At 56.2% G+C, this 24,684-nt stretch carries 21 protein-coding genes and 4 tRNA genes; all 25 read left to right on the top strand.

The genetic code is table 11. The annotated features are described in order from the left end of the window. Positions 1–264 precede the first annotated feature (264 nt). Positions 265–3,840, top strand: a complete 3,576-nt coding sequence (gene smc, locus DW806_RS10520) for a chromosome segregation protein SMC (RefSeq protein ID WP_118729916.1) — start codon at positions 265–267, stop codon at positions 3,838–3,840. 22 nt (positions 3,841–3,862) lie between these two features. Further along, positions 3,863–4,066: a hypothetical protein gene (locus DW806_RS10515; RefSeq protein ID WP_117492604.1), complete on the top strand. Its 204-nt coding sequence runs from the start codon at positions 3,863–3,865 to the stop codon at positions 4,064–4,066. Between the two features lie 51 nt (positions 4,067–4,117). Then, a complete protein-coding gene (gene ftsY, locus DW806_RS10510; RefSeq protein ID WP_117492602.1) occupies positions 4,118–5,086 on the top strand; it encodes a signal recognition particle-docking protein FtsY in 969 nt (322 codons plus the stop codon). Continuing rightward, positions 5,073–5,798, top strand: coding sequence for a ribonuclease PH (rph, locus tag DW806_RS10505; RefSeq protein ID WP_118480377.1), 726 nt, complete (start codon positions 5,073–5,075; stop codon positions 5,796–5,798). The genes ftsY and rph overlap by 14 nt, the downstream gene beginning before the upstream one ends. Next, positions 5,798–6,370, top strand: a complete 573-nt coding sequence (gene rdgB / locus DW806_RS10500) for an RdgB/HAM1 family non-canonical purine NTP pyrophosphatase (protein WP_118480379.1) — start codon at positions 5,798–5,800, stop codon at positions 6,368–6,370. Before rph ends, rdgB begins: the two co-directional genes overlap by 1 nt. A gap of 63 nt (positions 6,371–6,433) precedes the next feature. Beyond that, positions 6,434–6,733, top strand: a complete 300-nt coding sequence (locus tag DW806_RS10495; RefSeq protein WP_110436450.1) for a YhbY family RNA-binding protein — start codon at positions 6,434–6,436, stop codon at positions 6,731–6,733. Next, on the top strand, positions 6,730–7,323 hold the full coding sequence (gene nadD / locus DW806_RS10490; protein WP_118480381.1) for a nicotinate (nicotinamide) nucleotide adenylyltransferase: 594 nt from the start codon (positions 6,730–6,732) through the stop codon (positions 7,321–7,323). Before DW806_RS10495 ends, nadD begins: the two co-directional genes overlap by 4 nt. A gap of 150 nt (positions 7,324–7,473) precedes the next feature. After that, entirely contained in the window at positions 7,474–8,055 is a 582-nt protein-coding gene (gene yqeK / locus DW806_RS10485; protein ID WP_118360399.1) for a bis(5'-nucleosyl)-tetraphosphatase (symmetrical) YqeK, read from the top strand. Positions 8,056–8,073: 18 nt separating this feature from the next. Then, on the top strand, positions 8,074–9,579 hold the full coding sequence (locus DW806_RS10480; RefSeq protein WP_118729915.1) for an LCP family protein: 1,506 nt from the start codon (positions 8,074–8,076) through the stop codon (positions 9,577–9,579). A gap of 67 nt (positions 9,580–9,646) precedes the next feature. Next, positions 9,647–10,012, top strand: a complete 366-nt coding sequence (gene rsfS, locus DW806_RS10475; protein WP_110436454.1) for a ribosome silencing factor — start codon at positions 9,647–9,649, stop codon at positions 10,010–10,012. A gap of 84 nt (positions 10,013–10,096) precedes the next feature. Continuing rightward, positions 10,097–12,505, top strand: a complete 2,409-nt coding sequence (leuS, locus tag DW806_RS10470; protein ID WP_118729914.1) for a leucine--tRNA ligase — start codon at positions 10,097–10,099, stop codon at positions 12,503–12,505. Positions 12,506–12,675: 170 nt separating this feature from the next. Further along, entirely contained in the window at positions 12,676–12,858 is a 183-nt protein-coding gene (gene rpsU / locus DW806_RS10465) for a 30S ribosomal protein S21 (RefSeq protein WP_031472056.1), read from the top strand. A 188-nt stretch (positions 12,859–13,046) separates the two neighbouring features. Next, the gene (locus tag DW806_RS10460; protein WP_118729913.1) at positions 13,047–13,577 is read left to right on the top strand and encodes a TIGR00730 family Rossman fold protein; all 531 of its coding nucleotides are present in this window, start codon (positions 13,047–13,049) and stop codon (positions 13,575–13,577) included. Positions 13,578–14,208: 631 nt separating this feature from the next. After that, positions 14,209–16,203, top strand: coding sequence for a DNA gyrase/topoisomerase IV subunit B (locus tag DW806_RS10455; RefSeq protein WP_117492738.1), 1,995 nt, complete (start codon positions 14,209–14,211; stop codon positions 16,201–16,203). Positions 16,204–16,226: 23 nt separating this feature from the next. Continuing rightward, positions 16,227–17,228, top strand: coding sequence for an acyltransferase (locus DW806_RS10450; RefSeq protein WP_118729912.1), 1,002 nt, complete (start codon positions 16,227–16,229; stop codon positions 17,226–17,228). Continuing rightward, a complete protein-coding gene (locus tag DW806_RS10445; RefSeq protein ID WP_118729911.1) occupies positions 17,228–19,444 on the top strand; it encodes a DNA gyrase/topoisomerase IV subunit A in 2,217 nt (738 codons plus the stop codon). The genes DW806_RS10450 and DW806_RS10445 overlap by 1 nt, the downstream gene beginning before the upstream one ends. A 1,095-nt stretch (positions 19,445–20,539) precedes the next feature. Continuing rightward, a complete protein-coding gene (locus tag DW806_RS10440; protein ID WP_110436460.1) occupies positions 20,540–20,854 on the top strand; it encodes a YerC/YecD family TrpR-related protein in 315 nt (104 codons plus the stop codon). Continuing rightward, positions 20,847–21,584: a class I SAM-dependent DNA methyltransferase gene (locus DW806_RS10435; RefSeq protein ID WP_118480394.1), complete on the top strand. Its 738-nt coding sequence runs from the start codon at positions 20,847–20,849 to the stop codon at positions 21,582–21,584. The genes DW806_RS10440 and DW806_RS10435 overlap by 8 nt, the downstream gene beginning before the upstream one ends. A gap of 3 nt (positions 21,585–21,587) precedes the next feature. Beyond that, positions 21,588–22,469, top strand: coding sequence for an Hsp33 family molecular chaperone HslO (gene hslO, locus DW806_RS10430; protein WP_118729910.1), 882 nt, complete (start codon positions 21,588–21,590; stop codon positions 22,467–22,469). Between the two features lie 110 nt (positions 22,470–22,579). Continuing rightward, positions 22,580–22,656 (top strand) — tRNA-Asp (locus DW806_RS10425). Between the two features lie 30 nt (positions 22,657–22,686). After that, positions 22,687–22,762: transfer RNA gene (locus DW806_RS10420), tRNA-Phe, on the top strand. A 213-nt stretch (positions 22,763–22,975) separates the two neighbouring features. Then, positions 22,976–23,051: transfer RNA gene (locus DW806_RS10415), tRNA-Gly, on the top strand. Positions 23,052–23,054: 3 nt separating this feature from the next. Continuing rightward, positions 23,055–23,128, top strand: a tRNA-Cys gene (locus tag DW806_RS10410). Between the two features lie 153 nt (positions 23,129–23,281). Next, positions 23,282–23,863, top strand: a complete 582-nt coding sequence (locus DW806_RS10405) for an S-layer homology domain-containing protein (RefSeq protein WP_117491049.1) — start codon at positions 23,282–23,284, stop codon at positions 23,861–23,863. 133 nt (positions 23,864–23,996) lie between these two features. Then, the gene (locus DW806_RS10400; protein ID WP_165815475.1) at positions 23,997–24,683 is read left to right on the top strand and encodes a response regulator transcription factor; all 687 of its coding nucleotides are present in this window, start codon (positions 23,997–23,999) and stop codon (positions 24,681–24,683) included. Position 24,684: the final 1 nt, after the last annotated feature.

The following is a 24,684-nucleotide window of genomic DNA, read 5'->3' as shown; positions in this document are numbered from 1 at the left end:
CGAAGAAAAACCGCGCCTTGCAGGCACATTTTTTCTTCCCTTGTATAAATTCCGAGATACATGCTCTCGGAATTTATGAATTTGCTCCGCAAATTCTATTTTATGCGTGCTGCCGCACGAAGCAAAAGAGTCGAAATGCAGCTTTTTCGACAGACTGCAAAGAGGTCGAGAAATCGACCTCTTTTTTCTGTGTGACGCAGTTAGTCGTTGAAAAGATACTGCCGCAGTGGTAAAATAAAACTATCTATAATAAAGAGGTGGCATATGGTTCTCAAAAGCCTGATTTTACAGGGCTTCAAGTCGTTCCCGGATCGCACCGAGATCAAATTTCTCGGCGGTATTACGGCGATCGTCGGTCCGAACGGCTCGGGAAAATCGAATATTTCGGATGCCATCCGGTGGGTTCTGGGGGAGCAGTCCTCGCGGTCTCTGCGCGGCGCGAAGATGGAGGACGTGATCTTCGGTGGCACAGCCAGGCGCGGTCCGGTCGGCTTTGCCGAGGTTTCGCTCATTCTGGACAATTCGGCGCATGTGTTCCGCTCGGAATTTACCGAAATTATGGTCACGCGCCGGTACTACCGCTCGGGCGAGAGCGAGTATTTCCTCAACAAAAAGCACTGCCGCCTCAAGGACGTGCACGAGCTGTTTATGGATACCGGTCTGGGCCGCGACGGCTATTCCAGCATCGGACAGGGCCGCATTGACGAGATCCTGTCCTTCAAGAGCGAGGATCGGCGTGAAATCTTTGAGGAAGCCGCAGGCATCACCAAGTTCCGCTACCGTAAGGAGGAAGCCGAGCGCAGATTGTCAGCCACCGAGGAAAATCTGGTGCGTATCCGCGACCTGTACGGCGAGCTGGAAAACCGGCTCGGGCCGCTCGAGCAGCAGGCTGGCAAGGCGAAAAGGTTTCTGCATCTGCGGGATGAGCTGCGCGTGCTTGAGGTCTCGCTGTGGCTGCTGTCGCTTGAGCAGCTCAAGAATGACACTGCCAAGCTGAATAAAGACCGGACAACCTGCGAAAAGCAGCTTGCGGATGCAAAACAGCAGCAGGAAACGCTGTATGCGCAGTCCGAGCAGCTGGCCGAGTCACTGCGCGAGATTGACCGGGAAACTGAGCGTCTGCGGAACGAGCTGCGCGAAGCCGAGCAGTTTGCCGCCGAGCAGATCAGCCGTGAGGCAGTTATTCAGGCGAACATCCGCAACTGCGAGGAGAATATCGAGCGCACACGGCAGGAGAGCGCGCACCGCGCCGAGCAGGTGCAGAGCATGGATGCACAGCTTGCCGAACGGCGCGAGCGTATTTCTGTGCTGAATGAGCAGGAGAAGGCACAGTCGGCTGAACTGGATGCACTCCGAAAACAGTCTGCCGAGCAGGAGCAGCAGCGCACACAGGCCGAGCAGGCACTTCGGCAGGCCGAGCAGGCGCAGCGCGGGCAGGAGCGCACGCTGCATGAGCTCGAACTCGACCGAACAGCCGCCGAGAGCGGTCTGGCGGGCATGAACGACCGCAAAATGACGCTGGATTCCGAAATCGCAGCAGCGGCACAGCAGCTGGATACCGAAAAGCAGGCACAGGACAATCTCGAGCGGGAACTGACCGCGTGCGAGCAAACGCTTGCCGAAACGGCAAAGCAGGCGCAGACGGCCGCCGCTCAGGCGGAGACCTGCCGCCGAAAGGCCGAGCAGGCGCAGAACGACCTGCGAGCAGCGCAGTCCTCGCTGAGCGAAATGCAGAGCCGCGTGAAAATGCTGACCGACATGCAGCATGAGTACGAGGGCTTCTCACGATCGGTGAAAGCCGTTATGCGGCAGGCTGAAAAGGGTGCGATGAACGGCGTGCACGGCCCGGTTTCCGCGCTCATCACGACCGAAAAGCGGTTCGTGACGGCAATCGACACTGCACTCGGTGCGTCAGCGTCCTCCATCGTGGTGGACAGCACGAGCGTGGGCAAGCAGTGCATTTCGTACCTCAAGCGCACGGACGGCGGCCGCGCGACCTTCCTGCCGCTGGATACCATTCGGGCAAACAGCCTGCGGGAGACCGGCCTGGAACGGCAGAACGGCTGCTTCGGCACCGCGGATGCTCTCGTCAGATTTAATGAAAAATATAAGAATATTGTGTGCAATCTGCTGGCGCGCACGGTCATTTCGGAGAATATGGACACCGCGCTAGCACTGGCCAAGGCGTACGGACACCGGTTTCGCATTGTCACCTTAGACGGACAAATCCTGCAGGCAGGCGGTGCCATGACAGGCGGCTCGGCCTCCCGCGGCACCGGCGCACTGGCGCGGGCGGAACGCCTGCACGCCGCCGAGGAGCGCGTGCGCGCACTCGAGCAGGAGCGAAAAACGCTGGCACAGACCGAGCAGGCTGCAGGACAGGAACTGGAATCGCTTGCCGCGCAGGCGCAGGCCATCGAAACCGACCGCCGGCACGCGGAGCAGGAGAGAGCCGGACTTGCTGCTTCGGTAAAACAGCATAAATTCCTGCTGGAAAGCCTGCAGAAACGGTATGACAGCCTGATTTCTGAACAAACTAACTTCACAGCAACGCAGCAGAAGTATGAACAGACACTTGCCGCCTGCACGGAGCGCCGGTCTGCCGCAGAGCAGGCGCTTGCAGCTGCCGAGCAGGTCTGCACCGAGCACCGTACGGCAGTGAACGCCGCCGCGGAACAGCTGGCGCAGACGGCTTCGCGCATCACAGCCGCGCAGACCGCGCTCGCGGAGACGCGCACGGCGCAGGACAGCGAAGCACGCGCACTCGCGGAACTTGAGCGGCTCAAGGCCGACCTCGACGCGGGCGTGTCCGGTGCGGAGCAGACGATTGCAGGCTTTGCGGCGGAAATCGCACGCCTGACCGATGAACTCACCCAAGTCCGCGCAGCCAAGCACGGACGCGACACGACCGCCCGGCTGCTCAGCGAACAGCTTGCGCGGCAGACCGGCAGGCGCGAACAGACCGAGGGCGAACGGGTCCGTCTGGAAAAGGCGGCACAGAGCCGCAACGAGGAAATCCTTGAACTCGAACGCGAGACCGCCCGACTGGAAAACCGCGCCGGACAGCTGAAAACCGAGGAAACACAGATTCTGGATAAAATGTGGGAAAGCTACGAGCTGACACCCACACCGGCGGCAGAGATTGCCAAACCGATTGAAAACCTCGGTGAAACGCGCGGCCGTGTGCAGGAACTGCGCCTGAAAATGCGGGCGCTCGGCAACGTCAATCTGGATGCGGTGGACGAATTTCAGCGCGTGCAGGAGCGGTACAGCTTTCTGCGGGAGCAGAAGGACGACCTCGAGACCGCGCAGACCGATCTGCGCAAGGTCATCGACCAGCTGACCGTCAGCATGAAGGAGATTTTCGCGTCCGAGTTCGCCAAGCTGAATGTGTACTTCCGCGATACCTTCCGCGAGATTTTCGGCGGCGGACACGCCGAACTGCAGCTTGCCGATACCTCGGATATTCTGAACTGCGGTATCGACATCCGCGTGTCTCCACCGGGCAAGGCGGTTAAAACGATTACGCTGCTTTCGGGCGGTGAAAAGGCGTTTGTCGCTATTGCGCTGTACTTTGCGATTCTCAAGCTGCGGCCTACGCCGTTCTGCGTGCTCGATGAGATCGAAGCCGCGCTCGATGATGTAAACGTGCAGCGGTTTGCAAAATACATTCGCCGCCTGACAGATTCGACACAATTTATTGTAATTACCCACAGACGTGGTACAATGGAAGAAGCAGATATGCTCTACGGCGTGACCATGCAGGAGCAGGGCGTTTCCAAAATGCTGATGCTCAATCTGGCTGAGGCAGAAAAACGGCTCAAAAATACCATTAAGTAATGGAAAATGGAGAATTGCGGCAATGGATATGCGAAGCGCAAAATATCCGTATCGGCTGGATGTGGAAAGGCGATTGCCGGACGGCTCTCTTACGACAGACGGCTATGCGGCGCGGCATCCGGTTGAGTTTCGGCACTGGGGACACGCCCGCGGCTATGTTCTCTGGGGTGAGCGGATTGACCGCACGGACTGGGAAAACTGGCGTATCAACTACTATGGGAAATAATAACTAAATACGGATTCCTGATTTGCAAGATAAAAACATAAGGAGATAAGCATGGGATTTTTTGATAAAATTAAGCAGGGCTTCAAGAAAACCTCGGATGCGGTGAGCCATTCGCTGGACAGCGTGTTTGCGGCATTTGTCAAGATCGACGATGATTTGCTCGAGGAGCTGGAAGAAGCACTCATCCTGTCGGACGTCGGTGCATCCACGGCGGCGAAGATCGTCGCTGAGGTGGAAAAGCGCGCCAAGCTGCGCAAGACCACCACGGCAGACGAGCTGCGCGATTTACTCCGCGAGGTGCTGACCGACAACATGCTCGATAACCAGCCGCTGAATACGGACGGCAAGCCGGCGGTCATTCTGGTAATCGGCGTCAACGGTGTCGGCAAGACGACCTCGATCGGCAAGCTGGCGGCCCGCTATGTCAATGAGGGTAAAAAGGTTATGCTGTCGGCGGCGGATACCTTCCGCGCAGCGGCAGCGGACCAGCTCGAAATCTGGGCTAAACGTGCCGGTGCGGACATCGTTCGCCACGGCGAGGGCGCAGACCCGGCAGCTGTTGTGTTTGACTCCATCTCGGCGGCCAAGGCACGCGGCAGCGATATTATCATCGTGGATACGGCAGGCCGTCTGCACAACAAGGCCAACCTGATGAACGAGCTGGCGAAGATCGACCGCGTTATCTCCCGCGAGCTGCCGGATGCGTCGCGCGAAACGCTGCTCGTGCTGGACGCGACCACCGGTCAGAATGCGGTTCATCAGGCTGAGGAGTTCAACAAGGCTGCCGAGCTGACCGGCATTATTCTCACCAAGCTGGACGGCACCGCAAAGGGCGGCATCGTAATCGCCATTTCGGCAGGACTGGGTGTTCCGGTCAAGCTGGTCGGCGTTGGCGAGGGCATTGACGATCTGATCGACTTTGATCGTGCGGCATTCCTGGAGGCCATCCTGCCGCCGGTTCATGAAAACGCAGAAAACGACGAGGAACAGACCGAGGAGGACGAAAATGCAGAGACCTGACGGAAGAACCAAGGGCGCAATGCGTCCGGTGAAGATTACCACTGATTATACGATGTACGCGGAAGGCTCGGTGCTGGTTGAGATGGGCAACACCAAGGTCATCTGCACCGCGTCGGTCGAGGAAAAGGTACCGCCGTTCCTCGAGGGCAAGGGCCTCGGCTGGGTAACCGCCGAGTACGCAATGCTCCCGCGTGCGACCAGCACCCGCAAAAAACGCGATATCAAGTCGCTCAAGCTGGACGGTCGCTCGAGCGAGATCCAGCGTCTGATCGGTCGTGCGCTGCGTGCGGTCGTTGACCGCGAAGCACTCGGTGAGCGCCAGATCACGATTGACTGCGATGTTATTCAGGCGGACGGCGGCACGCGCTGCGCGTCCATCACCGGCGGATTTGTTGCACTGTGGCTTGCATGCAAAAAGCTGCTGGCCGATGGCGTGATCGAGAAAATGCCGCTCACCGCACAGGTTGCAGCCGTTTCGGTCGGCATTTTTGAAGACGAAGCCGTACTCGACCTCAACTACGCCGAGGACAGCCACGCCATCGTGGACTGCAACGTGGTTATGACGAGCAAGGGTGAGTTCATCGAGGTGCAGGGCACCGGCGAGGGCCGTCCGTTCACGGATACCGAGCTGCGCAAGCTGCTCGGACTCGGCAAGCGCGGCTGCCTGACGCTGTGCCGCAAGCAGGCCAAGGTGATGGGGGAAAGTCTGTAATGCAGTTTGTACTTGCTTCCCATAACAAGAAAAAGCTGGCAGAGCTGTCCGCTATCGTGAGCAGCCTCGGCATCGAAATCATTCCGCTGCCGGAGGGTGCGCCCGAACCCGAGGAAAACGGCAAAACCTTCGAGGAAAACGCCATGATCAAGGCAAAATCCGCCGCAGCATTCACCGGTCTGCCCGCTCTCGCGGACGACAGCGGCCTGTGCGTGGATGCGTTGGACGGCGCTCCCGGTATCTACTCCGCGCGCTACTGCGAGGGTACGGACGAGGACCGCAATGCCTTCCTGCTGCAAAATATGCAGGATAAGGAAAACCGCGCCTGCCGTTTCGTGTGCGCGATCGCGTGTGTGCTTGCGGACGGCGAAACGCTCACCGTGCGCGGTGAATGTGAAGGAGAACTGCTCCGCGAGAACCACGGTGCAGGCGGCTTCGGCTATGACCCGCTGTTCTATGTCGAGAAATACGGCTGTACCTTCGGCGAACTGCCCGCAGAGGTCAAGAATACAATCTCTCATCGGGCAAATGCTTTGAATAAGCTGAAAGAAGTCTTAAAGGATAAAATATAAGCGAATCCGTAGGGCAGCCCGCCCTACGAAAAAAATATAACGAAATTACAGGAGTTTACATTTATGCTTAACACAAAACAACGCGCACAGCTTCGTGCAATGGCAAACCCTCTGGCGGTCACGCTGATCATCGGCAAGGAAGGCGTAACCGACGCGGTAGAACGCGAACTGGACGCGCTGCTCGAATCCCATGAACTGGTCAAGGGCAAGGTGCTCGAGAGTGCGATGCTGACGCCGCGCACGGTATCCGAGGCGCTCTGTGAGGCCACCGGCGCGGACGCTGTACAGTGCATCGGCTCCAAGTTTGTGCTGTACCGCCAGTCCAGCGATGAGGACAAGCGCAAGATCGTTCTGGTAAAATGAGAACAGGGATTCTCGGCGGCACGTTCAATCCGCCGCATCTGGGACATCTGCACGCGGCGGAACTCGCGCACCGTGCGCTGAACTTAGATCGGGTGCTGTTCATTCCGACCAATATTCCGCCGCACAAGGCGCTGCCGGAGAACACCGCTTCCGCAGAGGACCGGTGCGAAATGGTGCGCTTGCTGACCGAGCAGACACCGTGGGCGCAGCTCGACACCATCGAGATCGACCGCGGCGGCGCAAGCTACACGGTGGACACGCTCCGCGCGCTTCATGCACGCGGTGAGACCGACCTGCACCTGATCGTCGGCACGGATATGCTGCTCTCGTTTGACAGGATCTGGCGTGCGCCGGACGAGATCGCGCGGCTGGCTTCGCTTGCTGTCTGCGCCCGCGAAAACGAGGACTGGGACGCGCTGCGTGAAAAGGCGGCGGCGCTCAAGGACTCGCTCGGTGCAACCGTAGAACTGGTGCAGGGCGACAGCCTGACCATTTCCTCAACCGAGCTGCGGCAGGGCGGTGCACTGCGATGCTATACACCGGAATCGGTCGCGGATTACATCGAAGAAAAGCATTTGTACGGCTATTAAGCCTGTAAAATACAGGTTTGACAGATAAATACAGCAGCTTGTTCAAAACCAGTATTTTTGTATGACTTAGGAACAGCCTGCGGCTCGTTCCTCCTTGTCGGCAAAGCTGCAGTTTTGCGGCAAGAAATACAGAGAAAGGCGGGAAAAGTTATGTTATGTAATGAAGAAATGCGTAAAAGTATCCTTTCCAGACTGCAGGGCTACCGCTATGAGCACTCTCTCGGCGTGGAGCGTGCGGCGATCATGCTGGCAGAAAAGTACGGCGAGGACCCGGAAAAAGCGGGTACTGCAGGCATTCTGCATGACATAACAAAATATCTTTCTCCGCAAGAACAGTTGAATTTATGCGAGAAATACGGTATAATACCCTGTACCGTCGAAAAAAGCGAGCCGAAAATGCTGCACGGAAAGACGGCGGCAGCCATCGCGCGGGCCGAATACCACATGCCCGAGGATATCTGCGATGCCATCGCCTGCCACACCACCGGCAAGAACCATATGACGCTGCTTGACAAGATCTTGTATTTGGCGGATTACATCGAAGAAACTCGTGATTTTCCCGGCGTGGACAAGGCGCGTGAGCTGGCACAGATCGATATCGACAGTGCCCTGCTCTACTGCTATGACCAGACGCTGACCGAGTTGGTCGCACGCGGAAAACTCATCCACAGTGATACCATTGCCGCTTATAATGATATGATCCGGCAGGGTGTCAGCTGGCGGGACAAGTAAAATGGAGGCAGGAATCGTTTGAAACTATTCGGAGGAAGCGGCGGCAGGAAAAACCGCAACGGAGACAGCACTCCGGCACAGCAGGCAGCGCCCAAGCCGGAAGGGAACCACCAGCCGATCTCGGCACCCAAGCCGGGCGGCAAAAAGGGAAAGGCTCCGAAGGAGAAAAAAAAGCTGACACCCAGACAGAAGGGCAAGCGCATTGCCATCGTTATGGCGGTTGTGCTGGTGCTGTTCGCGTGCGCAGCTGCTGCTGCGGTGTGGTTCGTCCGTTCGCCGCAGGCGACGATCAAGGACAAGGAAAACGGCGATAAGGTCGATGTGAGCAGCCTGCTCAACTCGGGCACCCGTATTGACGATGTGTTTACGTTCGTGGTCGGCGCAGTTGATGAGGACGAAACACGAACAGACGCTTTGATGGTCGCAACCATGGATACCAAGGATAAGACCATCAACGTCATGAACATCCCGCGCGACACCATGTGCAACAACACGGCGACCGGCGCGAGCAAGAAGATCAACGCGGCCTACGGCATGGATACCGGCGGCAAGGGCGGCAACATCGAGCAGACGAGCAAGGAAATCGAGCGTCTGATGGGCTTCCGGCCGGATAAATACGTTATCGTCAACTTTGACGGCATTGCAGCCATCGTGGATGCGATCGGCGGCGTGGATTATGACGTGCCGTTCGATATGAAGTACGATGATCCGTCGCAGAATCTGCACATCGACCTGAAAAAAGGCCAGCAGCCTCTGGACGGCAAGCAGACCGTCGGCTTCCTGCGCTGGAGACACAACAACGATTACACCGTACAGTACACCAACGGCGATGAAGGCCGTGTAGAGAATCAGCAGAAGTTCCTCAAGGCGCTGGCAGGTCAGGTGCTGCAGCTCAAGAACGTGACCAAGATCCGCTCGATCGCAGAGGCCGTGTTCAAGAACGTCAAGACCGACTTCAGCGCCGGCGAGCTGCTGTGGATGGGCATGCAGGCCATGCAGATCGACAACAGCAGCATTCAGTTCTTTACACTGCCCGGCTACGGCAAGATGAGCACGGCGGGCACCTCGGTGCAGTATTCGTTCTTCTTCCCGTATTACGACCAGACGCTGGAACTGGTAAACAAGTATTTCAACCCCTACGAGGAGCCGATCTCCAAGCTGGACATTGTCGGCGGACCGGATACCACTACTTACTCGGGCGGCTATGTAAGCTCGGGCGAGGAAGATAATGTATGGGGTGACACCTCCGGCTCGTACGATTACAGCGAAGATTATTACGAAGAACCGGATTACAGCTACGATGAGCCATCCTACGACAACAGCGGCTCGGACGGCGATTATTCGGATAATAATGACTACTCGGGCGGCGACAGCGGCGGAGACTCTTCCGGCGGCGACAACGGCAGCGGCTCCGGTGAGGAGAGCGGCGGCGACTACTCCGGCGGCGATTACACCGGCGGCGGAGAGGACAGCGGTGCTTCCTCCGGCGGGGACGACGGCGGAACATACGATCCCGAGGCATAATAAAGGCAATATACCATAATCGGCAGAAAGGCAAATCCTTTTCTGCCGCACAAAAGGAGTTTATACTTTGACTGCAAAAGAAACTGTAAAGGCGATCTGCGAAGCGCTGATCGAGAAAAAGGCTCAGGGCATTGAGGTGCTGCATGTTGAGCGCCTGACCGAGCTGACCGAGTATTTCGTCATCTGCTCTGCGTCCTCCACTACGCAGGTTAAGGCACTGGCGGACAATGTAGAGTGGCACCTGAAGTACGATCACGACGAGATGCCGCACCACACCGAGGGCTATGAATCCGCACAGTGGATGCTGCTGGACTACGGCTGCGCTGTACTGCATGTATTCATGCCGGAGGCACGCAAGTTCTACAATCTGGAGAACCTGTGGAAGGACGGCACGCCGGTAACGCTTGAAGAGCTGGGCATCGAGGACAAGTAAAATACCGACATGCGGCGGCCCCGGAAACGTGTCCGCCGCGTTGTCGTGCTCAAAATCAAAAACTCACTTTAGGGGGAGAATCCGTTGAAGTACGATCATAAACAAGTAGAAAAGAAATGGCAGGACATCTGGGACGAGAAGCAGTGCTTCCATGCCGAGAATGACTCGGACAAGGAGAAGTTCTACGCGCTCGTAGAGTTCCCGTATCCGTCCGGTCAGGGTCTGCATGTAGGCCATCCGCGCTCCTACACCGCACTGGATATCGTTGCGCGCAAAAAGCGCATGCAGGGCTACAACGTGCTGTATCCGATGGGCTGGGACGCATTCGGTCTGCCGACTGAGAACTTTGCCATCAAGAACCATGTTCATCCGGCAGAGGTTACCAAGAAGAACATCGCACGCTTCAAGAGCCAGCTCAAGAGCCTTGGTCTGTCGTTCGACTGGTCGCGTGAGATCAACACCACCGACCCGAGCTACTACAAGTGGACTCAGTGGATTTTCCTGCAGCTGTTCAAGAAGGGCCTGGCCTACAAGAAGGAAATGAGCGTAAACTGGTGCACCTCCTGCAAGTGCGTTCTGGCGAACGAGGAGGTTGTCAACGGCGTTTGTGAGCGCTGCGGCAGCGAGGTCGTTCACAAGACCAAGAGCCAGTGGATGCTCGCCATCACCAAGTACGCACAGCGCCTGATCGACGATCTGGATGATGTGGATTACATCGAGCGCGTTAAGATTCAGCAGCGCAACTGGATCGGCCGTTCCACCGGCGCTGAGGTGGATTTCAAGACTACTGAGGGCGACACGCTGACCGTTTACACCACCCGTCCGGACACCCTGTTCGGCGCGACCTACATGGTAATCTCTCCGGAGCACCCGATGATCGAGCAGTGGGCGGACAAGCTGAACAACATCGAGGACGTTCGCGCATACCGTGAGGAGGCTGCCCGCAAGTCCGACTTCGAGCGTACCGAGCTGAACAAGGACAAGACCGGCGTTAAGCTGGACGGCGTTGCCGCAATCAATCCGGTAAACGGCAAGCAGATCCCGATCTTCGTTTCCGACTATGTTCTCATGGGCTACGGCACCGGTGCCATCATGGCTGTCCCGGCGCACGATGACCGCGACTGGGAGTTTGCTAAGAAGTTCGGCTGTGAGATCATCGAGGTCGTTTCCGGCGGCGAGGATGTCCAGAAGGCTGCATTCACCGCAAAGGATGAGACCGGCATTCTGGTAAATTCCGATTTTCTGAACGGCAAGACCGTTAAGGACGCTATCCCGGCTATGATCGAGTGGCTGGGTGAAAAGGGCATCGGCCATGCCAAGGTGCAGTACAAGCTGCGTGACTGGGTATTCTCCCGTCAGCGTTACTGGGGCGAGCCGATTCCGATCGTCAAGTGCGACAAGTGCGGCTATGTGGCTCTGCCGGAGGATCAGCTGCCGCTTGAGCTGCCGAACGTAACCAGCTACGAGCCGACCGACAACGGCGAGTCTCCGCTGGCGCACATGACCGACTGGGTAAACACCACCTGTCCGTGCTGCGGCGGTCCGGCAAAGCGCGAGACCGATACCATGCCGCAGTGGGCCGGTTCCTCCTGGTACTTCCTGCGCTATATGGACCCGCACAACGACAAGGCGCTTGCCTCGCCGGAAGCACTGAAATACTGGTCTCCGGTTGACTGGTACAACGGCGGCATGGAGCACACCACGCTGCATCTGCTGTACAGCCGTTTCTGGCATAAGTTCCTGTATGACATCGGCGTAGTGCCGACCAAGGAGCCGTATGCAAAGCGCACCAGCCACGGCATGATCCTCGGCGAGAACGGCGAGAAGATGTCCAAGAGCCGCGGCAACGTCGTCAACCCGGACGAGATCGTTGACACCTACGGCGCAGATACCATGCGTCTGTACGAGATGTTCATCGGCGACTTTGAGAAGGCTGCTCCGTGGAGCCCGAAGTCCATCAAGGGCTGCCGCCGCTTCCTCGAGCGCGTATGGGCACTGGCTGACAAGGTGCAGGACGGCGACACCTACTCCGAGCAGCACGAGGTGCTCATGAACCGTACCATCAAGAAGGTGGGCGAGGACGCAGACAACCTCAAGGCCAACACCGCTATCGCAGCGCTGATGACCATGCTCAACGAGTTCTACGACAAGGGCGTAAACAAGGCTGAGTACAAGACCTTCCTGGCGCTGCTCAATCCGTTTGCACCGCATATCACCGAGGAGCTGTGGCAGCAGCTCGGCGAGACCGGTCTGCTCTCCGTAGCGCCGTGGCCGACCTACGACGAGGCCAAGACCGTCGAGAGCACGGTAGAGCTGGCGGTACAGGTAAACGGCAAGCTGAAGTGCACCATCAAGCTGGCAGTCGATGCCGACAAGCAGACCGCGATCGATACCGCAATGGCAGAGGAAAAGGTACAGCACGCCATCGAGGGCAAGCAGATCGTCAAGCAGATCGTTGTTCCGGGCAAGATCGTAAACCTTGTCGTAAAGTAAGAAGGAATGCCGGATTTCCGCGTCAAAAAGAAAAAATCGAAAACTACGGGAAAAAGTAGTTGACATTGACGCGGAAATTCGATATAATATCCTTACGGTTTTGTGTATGGATGTATACAAACTGTGCTAAGCGATCCCCATGAGGGGAACGTGCGGAGGGAGGGAAAACTGTGTCGGAGATCCGCATCAAGGAAAATGAGTCTATTGACAGCGCACTGCGTCGCTTCAAGCGTTCGTGTGCCAAGGCGGGTACGCTTTCCGAGCTCCGCAAGCGTGAGCATTATGAAAGCCCGAGCGTAAAGCGCCGCAAGAAGTCTGAGGCTGCACGCGCAAAGAAGAAGAAGTTCCGCTAAAATAGAATTTCCAGAGAGCAGATGGTTAAACGTCTGCTCTTTTCTTTTTTCTGCACCGACCCAGCAGGGCGCATGAACCCACTTGCGCAGTTTGTGTACCCCGATTAGCTGGTGCAAATTAGCAAATCAGAATTTCCAGCATTACCGCCGATAACCCTGCATACACCTGTATAATGGAGGACAAAATTATGAATATAACCGTATATCTGGGTGCAAACGAGGGCCGCGAGCCTGCCCTTAAAACCGCCGTGCGCGAGCTTGGCGCATGGATTGGCGGGCACGGCCATACACTGGTCTACGGCGGCTCACGGGTCGGTTTGATGGGCGCGGTCGCGGAGAGCGTACTGGCCGCAGGCGGCAAGGTAATCGGCGTAGAGCCGCGCTTTTTTATCGAGCAGGAGCTGCAGCTGGACGGTCTGACCGAGCTGATCGTCACCGAGGATATGACCGATCGCAAAACCAAAATGATCGAGCTTGGAGACGCGTTCATCGCCTTTCCGGGCGGTACGGGCACGCTCGAGGAGATTGCCGAGGTGATGAGCAAGCTGGCGCTGAACCATCTGGATGCACCGTGCATTTTCTATAATCTCAACGGCTATTACGACCATATGAAGGCACTGCTCGACCACATGATCGAGATGGAGCTGTCCACCAAAGAACGGCAGAAGAAAATCTATTTTGCGGATACTCTGGAAGAAGTGACGGCTCTGCTGAATTAAAAATGGACGTATCGGGTTTGCGGTCGCGTCATTTTCAATTTAGAAACGGTATGTTTACGGTTTCTTCAAACTTTCTACATACTTTAGACATGGGATTCCTGTATCCTGTAATCACAGCAAGGGAACAGCAAGCTGAGTGCTAAAAACCACTTGCCATCCCTTTTGAAATAGATACTTCATAGGGAATCTTTTTCTCCGACTGTGTGAGCAGTCAATCCTTCAAAAATCTGTCTGGCCCTGTGGGACGGAATACCGCGCAGGCTCCCGGACAGTCCAAAAACAAGAGGTGCAAGACACCCATTGGGCAATACCACACAATTTCCGCAAAGTACCGCGGTAGCGCGACCGGAGTCTGCGCAAGAAGCCGCTGCTTTAATTGCGCGGTGTTGCCCCATACAACGCGCTTTCAGCAGGAACTGAGAGCGCGCATTTTTGCGTTCGGGCAAAATGGGGGATCAAGGCAGTGGTTTGTCTGGTTTTAGCATTTCTATGGATTGCAAAAACAGAACAATTGTTCTGTTTTATTGACATAAACAATGATATGGTGTAAAATTGATATAAATGACTATTTCATATCTGAACAGATATAATAAAGTAAGTAAAACTTCGGAAATTGGGAGTTAAAGTATATATGAGCAAAGCAAAGCCGTCATACGGCAACGAAAGCATCTCCTCGCTGAAGGGTGCGGACCGTGTGCGCAAGCGCCCGGGCGTTATCTTCGGCTCGGACGGACTGGAGGGCTGCGAGCACGCGGTCTTTGAGATTCTGTCCAACTCGATCGACGAGGCACGAGAGGGACACGGCACCGAGATCATCACCACACGCTATGCGGACGGCTCGATCGAAGTCGCTGACCATGGCCGCGGTATCCCGATCGAATGGAACGAAAACGAGCAGCGCTACAACTGGGAGCTGGTCTTCTGCGAGCTGTACGCAGGTGGCAAGTACAAGAACGATACCGGCGAAAACTATGAGTTTTCGCTCGGCCTTAACGGTCTGGGCACTTGCGCGACGCAGTATTCCTCGGAGTACATGGACGTCACCGTCATCCGTGACGGCTTCGAGTACGGCCTGCACTTTGAAAAGGGCGAAAACAAGACCGGCACCAAGGAAGGCTACACCAAGAAGGCGACGAACGCGCGCAAAACCGGCACGACCATCCGCTGGAAGCCCGATCTTGAGGTCTTCACGGATATCAACATCCCTGTGGATTATTATCTGGATACGCTCAAGCGGCAGGCGGTCGTCAACAGCCATATCAAGTTTGTGCTGAAAAATCAGGTGGGAAGCAGGTACGAGACCACCGAATTTCTTTATCAGAACGGCATTGTGGACTATGTGACCGAGCTGGCAGGCGAAAATCCGCTGACCTCGGTGCAGTTCCTCGAGGGCGAACGACGCGGACGCGACCGCGCCGACAAGGCCGAGTACAAGGTGAAGCTGTCGTGCGCGTTCTGCTTCTCCTCGGCGGTGTCGCAGATCGAGTACTACCACAACTCCTCGTGGCTGGAGCACGGCGGTGCACCGGACAAGGCCGTTCGCTCGGCGTTCGTGTCCGCCATCGATGCGTATCTCAAGCAGAACAACAAGTACAACAAGAGCGAGAGCAAGGTCACTTATCAGGATATTTTCGACAGCCTCGTGCTTGTCACCAACTGCTTCTCCACTCAGACCTCCTACGAGAACCAGACCAAGAAGGCCATCACCAACAAGTTCATCCAGGAGGCCATGACCGAGTTCCTAAAGGAAGGACTCGAGATCTACTTTATCGAGAACAAGGCCGAGGCAGACAAGATCGCCGAGCAGATCCTGATCAACAAGCGCAGCCGCGAACAGGCGGAAAAGGCGCGTCTGAATATCAAAAAGAAGCTGTCCGGCAATATTGACCTCGCTAACCGTGTGCAGAAGTTCGTGGACTGCCGCACCAAGGATGCGTCCCGCCGTGAGCTGTATATCGTCGAGGGCGATTCCGCACTCGGTTCGGTAAAACAGGGCCGCGACAGTGAATTTCAGGCCATCATGCCGGTGCGCGGCAAAATCCTCAACTGCCTCAAGGCGGATTACGATAAAATCTTTAAGAATGACATCATCACCGACCTTCTCAAAGTCCTCGGCTGCGGTGTCGAGGTGCGCGGCAAGGCGGCAAAGGACCTTTCTGCGTTCGACCTCGAAAGCCTGCGCTGGCACCGTATCATCATCTGCACCGATGCCGATGTGGACGGCTTCCAGATCCGCACGCTCATTCTGACCATGCTGTACCGTCTGGTGCCAACGCTCATCGAACAGGGCTACGTTTATATTGCGGAGTCGCCGCTGTATGAGATCACCTACCGTGACAAGAGCTATTTTGCGTTCGATGAGAGCGAAAAAGCGGCTATCCTCAAAAAGCTGGAGGGCAAAAAGATTCTTATCCAGCGCTCCAAGGGTCTCGGCGAGAACCAGCCCGAAATGATGTGGGAGACCACCATGAACCCCGAAAACCGCCGCCTGATCCGCATTACGCCGGATGAAGCGGCTGCCACGAGCGAAATGTTCGACCTGCTGCTCGGCGACAACCTTGCCGGACGCAAGGAGTATATCGCCGAGAATGGCGCGGATTATCTCGAGCTGGCAGATATTTCGTAAGGGCAAAAGTGGGGGATAGCGACATGAGGATTCGGCAAATGGACGGCCTGCGGGCAGTTGCGGCGCTGGCCGTGGTGATGATACACGTTTCGGCAGGCCGCATGAACCCGGTCGGTGTATCCTGCAATCAGATAGCGCGGTTTGCTGTGCCGCTGTTTATCATGCTGTCCGGCTACGGACACATGTACTCGTGGCTGCAGCATAGCGGTCAGTCTGCGGTGCAGACGGCAAAGCGGCGGCTGAAACGCGTGCTGCCGGCATATCTGATCTGGTCGGTCCTTTACCTTGCGGTGGACGCCGTGTTCGGCAAACCGCATGCACATCCGATCAAAAACATTCTGACAGGCGGCAGTTACGTCCACTTGTATTACATATTCATACTGGTGCAGCTGATCCTGCTCAGCGAGCTGTTCTGCCGTGCGGTAGAGCGGCATCCGGCGGTGACGCTGCTCCTGTCCGCAGGCCTGACCTTCGGTATGGAGATTGTCCTTTACCTGCTGACCGTCGGTCAGCTGCAGTGGCAGTTTCCGGTGGCGCCGATCAGTCTGTTCGTGTGCTGGCCGCTGTTCTACAACATCGGTGCATGGCTGGCGAAATCTGGTCTGAGCAACCGACTGCGCCTGCGCGTCTGTCTGCCGCTATGGGTGCTTTCGGCGATGCTGGTGCTGATGACGGAAGAGAATTCTGCGGCAGCCTATAAAATGGGTCTGCGGCCGGACGCAACGGTTTACACACTGCTGACATGGGCCGTGCTGTGGGCACTGTTCAGCAGGCTGCCGGAGATTCCGAAGCCGCTGCAGTTTATCGCGCGGCATTCCTTCGGACTGTATCTGGCACATCCGCTGGTGCTGCGTCTGTGGAACGAATGGACGACACGGCAGCCGCAGGTTACTTATCTGCGGCTGTGGCAGATGTTTGCGCTTGCGGGCGGATTGGCGATTGCGGTCACACTGTCTTATCTGCCGTTCGGCGAGTATCTGGGCGGCGCAAAACGTAGAAAGAAAATCCTGCAAAGGAGAGCATAATGGCAAAAAAGAAAACCGACGAACCAAAAGTATATAAAGAACACCCTTCGGTCGATCAGCGCATCACGGACACGCTGCGCGAGAACTACATGCCGTACGCGATGAGCGTTATCGTGTCCCGCGCGATCCCGGAGATTGACGGCTTCAAGCCGTCTCACCGCAAGCTGCTGTACACCATGTACAAGATGGGCCTGCTGAACGGCAACCGCACCAAATCCGCGAACATCGTGGGTCAGACCATGAAGCTGAACCCGCATGGCGATGCGGCTATCTACGAGACTATGGTGCGCCTGACACGCGGCAATGAGGCGCTTCTCATGCCGTTTGTGGACAGCAAGGGCAACTTCGGCAAGGTATATTCGCGCGATATGGCATACGCCGCGCCGCGTTATACCGAGGCAAAGCTGGATGCGTTCTGTGCCGAGCTGTTCCGCGATATCGACACCGACGCGGTGGATTTTGTGGATAACTATGACGGCGAGATGAAGGAGCCGACGCTGTTGCCGACGACCTACCCGAACATTCTCGTGTCCGCGAATACCGGCATTGCGGTCGGCATGGCATCCAATTTCTGCGGCTTTAACCTCGCGGAAGTCTGCCGCACGACCATCGAGCTTATCAAAAACCCCGAGCACGACATTCTTTCCACGCTGCCTGCGCCGGATTTTACCACCGGCGGCGAACTCATCTACGATGAAGCGGAAATGCGTGCCATCTACCGCACCGGACGCGGCTCGTTCAAGGTGCGTGCAAAATGGGCGTACAACAAGAAAGACAACCTGATCGAGATCACGGAGATTCCGTACACGACCACCATCGAGGCCATCATCGACAAGATCGCCGAGCTGGTCAAGAACGGCAAGGTGCGCGAGATTGCCGATGTGCGCGACGAGACCGACCTTTCCGGTCTGAAGATCGCCATCGACCTCAAGCGCGGCACCGACCCGGAAAAGCTGATGGCCAAGCTGATGAAGATGACCACCCTGCAGGACAGCTTCTCCTGCAACTTCAACGTGCTGATTGCAGGCATGCCGCGCGTGCTCGGCGTAGCCGAGCTGCTCGATGAGTGGACGGCGTGGCGCACCGAATGCGTTCGCCGCCGCGTGTTCTTCGACCTCAACAAGAAGAAGGACAAGCTGCATCTGCTGCTCGGTCTGCGTAAAATCCTGCTCGATATCGACAAGGCGATTAAAATCATCCGCGAGACCGAAGAGGACGCAAATGTTATCCCGAACCTGATGGAAGGCTTCGGCATCGACAAAATCCAGGCCGAATTTATTGCGGATATCCGTCTGCGCAACATCAACAAGGAGTATATCCTGAAGCGCACGCAGGAGACCGAAGCACTCGAAAACGAGATTAAAAAGCTGGAGGAAATCGTCAAATCCAAGGCGAAGATCCGCAATATCATCATCAAGGAGCTGGAGCAGATCATCAAGAAGTACCCGTCCGAGCGCCGCACGCGCATCATCACTGCGGACAACGTGCAGCAGTTCGACGAGGAGGATCACATCGAGGATTATCCGGTGCTGCTGTTCCTCACCCGCGAGGGCTACTTCAAGAAGATTACGCCGCAGTCGTGGCGCATGTCGCAGGACCATAAGCTCAAAGAGGGCGATGAGGTGTTCTGGACGGCTGAGGCGACCAACAAGAACGAAATTATCTTTTTCACCAATATGCAGCAGGCGTACAAGGCGCACCTGTACGATTTTGAGGACAGCAAGGCGTCTGTGCTCGGTGATTACCTTGCGTCCAAGCTGGAGATGGACGAGGGCGAAACGCCGGTTTATGCCGTCCTGCCGGGTGACTACAAGGGCAGTATGGTCGTTGTGTTCAAAAACGGCAAGGCAGCCCGGTTTTCGATGGAATCCTTCGAGACCAAGACCAACCGACGCCGCCTGACCGGCGCGTACTCGGATAAGGCACCGGCTGTGGCGTTCTTCCACCCAATCGAGGAGGAGAGCGAGGTCACCATGTTCTCGACTGCCAACCGTGCGCTCACGTTCCGCGCGAGCATGCTCGATGTCAAGACAACCCGTTCCACGCAGGGCGTGCAGACCATGGTGCTGCGCGGCAAGCATACCATTACGCGGGCGTGCCGCACCGAGGACGCCGCGCTCAGCGATAACGCGCGCTACCGCTGTCGCAGTATTCCGTCCATCGGCGCATTGCTTACCGATGAGGATCTGCCGGATAAGCAGCTCAAATTGATTTAATGCGAAACGCAGAGGGTTTCCTCTGCGTTTTTTTCTTTGCACCGATTCTGCGGGGGACACGAACTGCCGCAGGCGTGTTCGTCCTGACGGGGCGGCTCTTTTTCTGCACCGGCTGAGCGGGGTGCGCGAACTGCGTCAGCGTGTTCGTCCCTAACGGGCGGAGAGTTTTTCGCTGAACCTCAGCGAGGGGATTCGCCGCGCCCCGCGGCAGGGCAAGAGGGTAGACACCAAGGTTTCTACCCTCTTAACTCCCACTTCCTTTTGGGAGAGTCTGGCGCAGATTGCCGACATGTGACCGCTGTGAAATAAGGGGAACGGCAGAGGAGTTTTTCTACCGTAGGGGAGCACAGTGTGCTCCCATGTCGAGACATATTCGCAGTGTCGGATACTGTTCTGCTACACTTGTGGGTTCATCTACGCAAGCGCGGCATGACAGTGCCGCGCAACCCTTTGGCACGTTATACCGGAAGGCACCTGCGAATTTAGGTGTTTGGCACAATTTATCCTCGTAGGTGCTGTCTATCATAACGCGCTAACGAATTGCGCGACACTGTCATGTCGCGCCTGCGGAGAGTTGCCGGTCTGTGTAGCAGTATGTTATCTGACACTGCGAATCGGTTGCGAAAGATACGGAAGAAAAAATCCTCTGCCGTACCCCTTTTCGCAGCGGTCACATGTAGGAAATCTGCACCAGATTAGGAAGCAAGGGAAAGGTAGGAGTTCAAAGAGGAAGGAAAACCGCAGGTTGTCCTTCCTTTTTGCCCCCGCGGCGGGCGCCGCAACGCTCCCGCCGTCCGCAGACGGCGAATCCTCCCGCTAAGGTTCAGCGGAAAACTCCCCGCCCGTTAGGGGCGAACCTGCCTGCGGCAGTTCGTGTGCCCCGGTCAGCCGGTGCTGAAAAAACTGCCGCCCGGACAGGGTGAACCGCCTGCGCGGTTCAGGTGTCCTAATCGCCTGGTGCAGCGAAAAAGAGTGCCGCACACGGACATCTGTCCACCCGTGAAAACCAAATATTTTTACGCTTTACACTATAAAAGCGATGTGCTATAATATAGGGTATAAGAGCGAAAAAACGAATGTAGGGAGGGATAGACCATGAATCGAAAGTTGAAGGACGAGGATATGGACATTCTGTTCCGCGGTATTCTCAAGCTGCAGACGGTCGAGGATTGCTACGACTTTTTTGAAGATCTGTGCACGATCGCTGAACTGCGTGCCATGGTGCAGCGCTTTCAGGTGGCGCGTATGCTGGATGAGGGCCGCATTTACAGTGACATCGTGCAGGAGACCGGCGCGTCCACCGCGACGATCAGCCGCGTGAACAAGTGCCTTGTGTATGGCTCGGACGGCTACCGCAAGATGCTCGACCGGCTCAAGGAGGACGAAACAGCAGAGGAGAGCCATGAATAGTTACGAAACCCTGTCGGAATACTATGACCGCTTCACGGATGACGTGGGCTACGAGGAATGGGCAGACTTTTTCGAGCGCCTGTTTGAGCGGGAGGGCGTAAAGCCGTCGCTGGTGCTCGATCTGGCGTGCGGCACGGGCAGTCTGACGCGCATTCTGGCGCAGCGCGGCTATGATATGATCGGCGCGGACGCATCGCCGGAAATGCTCATGCAGGCGCTGCAGAACACGCTGGACTGCGAGCCGCGTCCTCTGCTGCTCAATCAGCGTATGGAAGAGCTGGACCTGTACGGCGCGGTAGACGCGTGCCTGTGCTGTCTGGACAGCGTAAACTACGTCACTGAGCCGGAAGCACTGCAGACTGCCTTTGAGCGCGTACACACGTTCCTCAATCCGGACGGCCTGTTCGTATTCGACATCAACACAGCCGAGAAATTCGCCCGCATTGACGGCGAAAGCTATGTCCGCGAGGATGACTGTGTATTCTGCGTATGGCAGGCGGCGGTCGAGGACGGCCTGTGCGCCTACCAGTTCGATATTTTCGAGCAGGAGGACGATGTGTGGCACCGTGCGCAGGAAACGCACGAGGAGCGCATCTACGAGCCTGCACAGCTGACCGCCATGCTGGAGCAGGCCGGTTTTACCGAGATCAAAACCTATGGCGACCAGTCCTTTGCGCCCGTACAGGGCGGCGAGGACCGCATTTACTTTACAGCACGAAAGAGAGATTAACTTATGAGCGATACGTTACTTCGCGCGATCGCCCGTGATGCGGGCATCCAGATTTGTGCAGCCAGCACGACCGAGCTGGTCGAGCGCGCACACGAAATCCACAGCACCACGCCGCTGGCTACCGCAGCCCTCGGACGAACGCTGACCGCGACTGCCATCATGGGCAGCCAGCTCAAGGCCGAGGACGGCTCTGTGACCGTGCAGATCAAGGGCAACGGCCCGCTCGGCGCGATCGTCTGCGTCGGTGATTCGGACGGCTATGTGCGCGGCTATCTGCAGGACCCGGCTGTCGATCTGCCGCTGCGTGCGGACGGCAAGCTGAATGTAGGCGGCGGTGTCGGCCGCGGCTATCTGATGGTCATTAAGGACATTGGCATGAAGGACCCGATCACGGGCACAGTTGCGCTCGTCAACGGCGAGATTGCCGAGGACCTGACCCGCTATTTCGCGGAGAGCGAGCAGATCCCGTCGGCGTGCGCGCTCGGCGTGCTCGTGGATACCGACTGCTCGGTCAAGTGCGCCGGCGGCTGGCTCGTGCAGCTTATGCCGGGCGTGAAGGATTCCGACATTGACAAGCTGGAGGCCAATCTGGCAAAGCTGGAGAGCATGACTGCTATGCTCGATAAGGGCATGAGCCTCGAGGACATTATCCGCGCGGTGCTCGATGGCTTTGAGGTAGATTTTCTGCAGACCAGTGAAATCGGCTATCGCTGTGCGTGCAGCCGTGAAAAAGTAGAGCGCGCCCTGATCAGCATGGGAAAAACCGAACTTTGCAAGATGGCGGAAGAACAGGAAAATAGTGAGGTAACCTGCCAGTTTTGCGATAAAATCTATCGTTTCAGCCGCGCAGAGTTGCAGGAACTTTTAACACACGCAACGAAATAAAAAGAAAATAAAAAAACTTTGAAAAAAGTGTTGACATTTGGGCACAGGTTCTGTATAATAAACATCGTCGCTGAGAGATACGAACGAAAACGAAACAGCGACGACGGCCTGGCCCGGTAGCTCAGTTGGTTAGAGCGCTAGCCTGTCACGCTAGAGGCCGTGGGTTCAAGTCCCATCCGGGTCGCCATTCTTCAATCGGAAACGATTGAAGAAATATGCCTCTGTAGCTCAGTCGGTAGAGCAGGGGACTGAAAATCCCCGTGTCGGTGGTTCGATTCCGCCCGGAGGCACCATTTTTATAATGAGTGCCCCAAGCACTCATTATAAAAATAATCCCTTTCGAGTAAGGAATCGAAAGCTGGCTCTTGGAAATATGCCGGTGGCATATTTCAACCAGCGTGGCTTTTGCCGCAGCAAAAGCGATTCCGCCCGTGAGCGTTAAACCCGAAGCGTCCGGTAACTAATCGGCACTGACAAAAATCGCGTTAGCGCGAAAAACTAAATATGCGGCTGTAGCTCATCTGGTAGAGCGCCACCTTGCCAAGGTGGAGGTAGCGAGTTCGAGCCTCGTCAGCCGCTCCACATGGTACCATAGCCAAGCGGTAAGGCGTGGGACTGCAACTCCCTGATCCCCAGTTCGATTCTGGGTGGTACCTCCAAAAGACTGATGTGAAAACATCAGTCTTTTTGTTTTGCACAAAATCACACGAATTTGCACAAATTCAGGTAAAGGTTGACAAATACTGTAGACTGTGTTATATTCCACTTATGGATGCACTACGGCGTCCATGCAATAAAAGGAGGAATTTAATATGAAACTCAGAAAGCGACTGATCGCGCTGAGCATGGCGGCAGCCTGCGCAGCAACTTCGTTTGCCGGTGCAGCGTTTACTGACCAGAGCGACATTAAGGTGGACGATTATGTGCTCACCAGAATGCAGGAGCTGAACATCATCAAGGGTTACGAGGACGGCTCGTTCAAGCCGAATAAGATCGTTACCCGCGCAGAGATGGCGAAAATGATTTACGTTCTGCGTAATGGTCATGACGACGCAAGTTTATATACCAATAAGTTCGACAGTGCGTTCACGGACATCAACGACAGCTGGGCCAAGGTGTATATTGAGTATTGCGAGGCTAATCATTTTGTTCGCGGTCGGACGACCACAAAATATTGCCCGAATGAGCCAGTCACAACGGTTGAAGCGGCAAAAATGCTGTTGCTTGAGCTGCGTTACAGTCCACAGTTTCTCGCCGGACGGGAATGGAAAGACACGGTAATGGAAAAAGCGGAAAACATCGGTCTGCTGAACGGTGTTGCGGTTGGACAGGACGATCCTCTGCCGCGTCAGTACGCTGCACAGATGGTTTACACTGCACGCAACACCCCGTAAAGATAGCAAAGAAAAGTCCCTCGATCGAGGGACTTTTTTTCATCTTCATAAAATCTAAAGAAATTCCCTGCGGAAAACAACAGAAACCTGTGGTAAGATAGAAGTAACGAAAGGGGGAAGGGAAATGGAAAAGCTGACTGTTCTGGTGGTGGACGATGACCGCGAGATCGTGGAAAGCATTGCGATATTCCTGCAGGCAGACGGATATTTGGTGCGCAAGGCGTACAACGGTCTGGAGGCGCTCGACATCGTAATGACCGAGAACGTACACCTTATCATTCTTGACATTATGATGCCCGAGCTGGACGGAATCAAAACCTTATTAAAGGTAAGGGAAAGTAAAAACCTGCCGATCATCCTGCTGTCGGCCAAGAGCGAGGACGCGGACAAAATCCTCGGACTGACCGCGGGTGCGGATGATTACATTACAAAGCCGTTTAACCCGTCCGAGCTGGTTGCGCGCGTGAAAAGCCAGCTGCGGCGCTACACTCAGCTGGGCGCGATGCAGATAAAGGAAACGCAGATTGCTATCCGCGGACTGGTGCTCGACACCGAGAGCAAAAGCGTGACGGTGGACGGCGAAGCCGTTCGTCTCACACCGCTCGAATACAAAATACTTGAGCTGCTGTGCCGTCACCCGGGAAGGGTGTTCTCCACCGAGGAGATTTACCGACAGGTGTGGAATGACGATATTGTCAGTGACAACGCCATTGCCGTCCATGTGCGGCACATCCGCGAAAAGATAGAGATCAACCCGAAGGAGCCGCGCTATCTTAAGGTAGTATGGGGTGTCGGCTACAAAATCGAAAGGAGCGAGTGAG

It is taken from the genome of Butyricicoccus sp. AM32-19, from assembly GCF_003480365.1.
Lineage (GTDB): Bacteria > Bacillota > Clostridia > Oscillospirales > Butyricicoccaceae > Agathobaculum > Agathobaculum butyriciproducens.
Note: the sequence above shows the minus strand (reverse complement) of the source record. Positions and strands in the feature narration are given on the sequence as shown.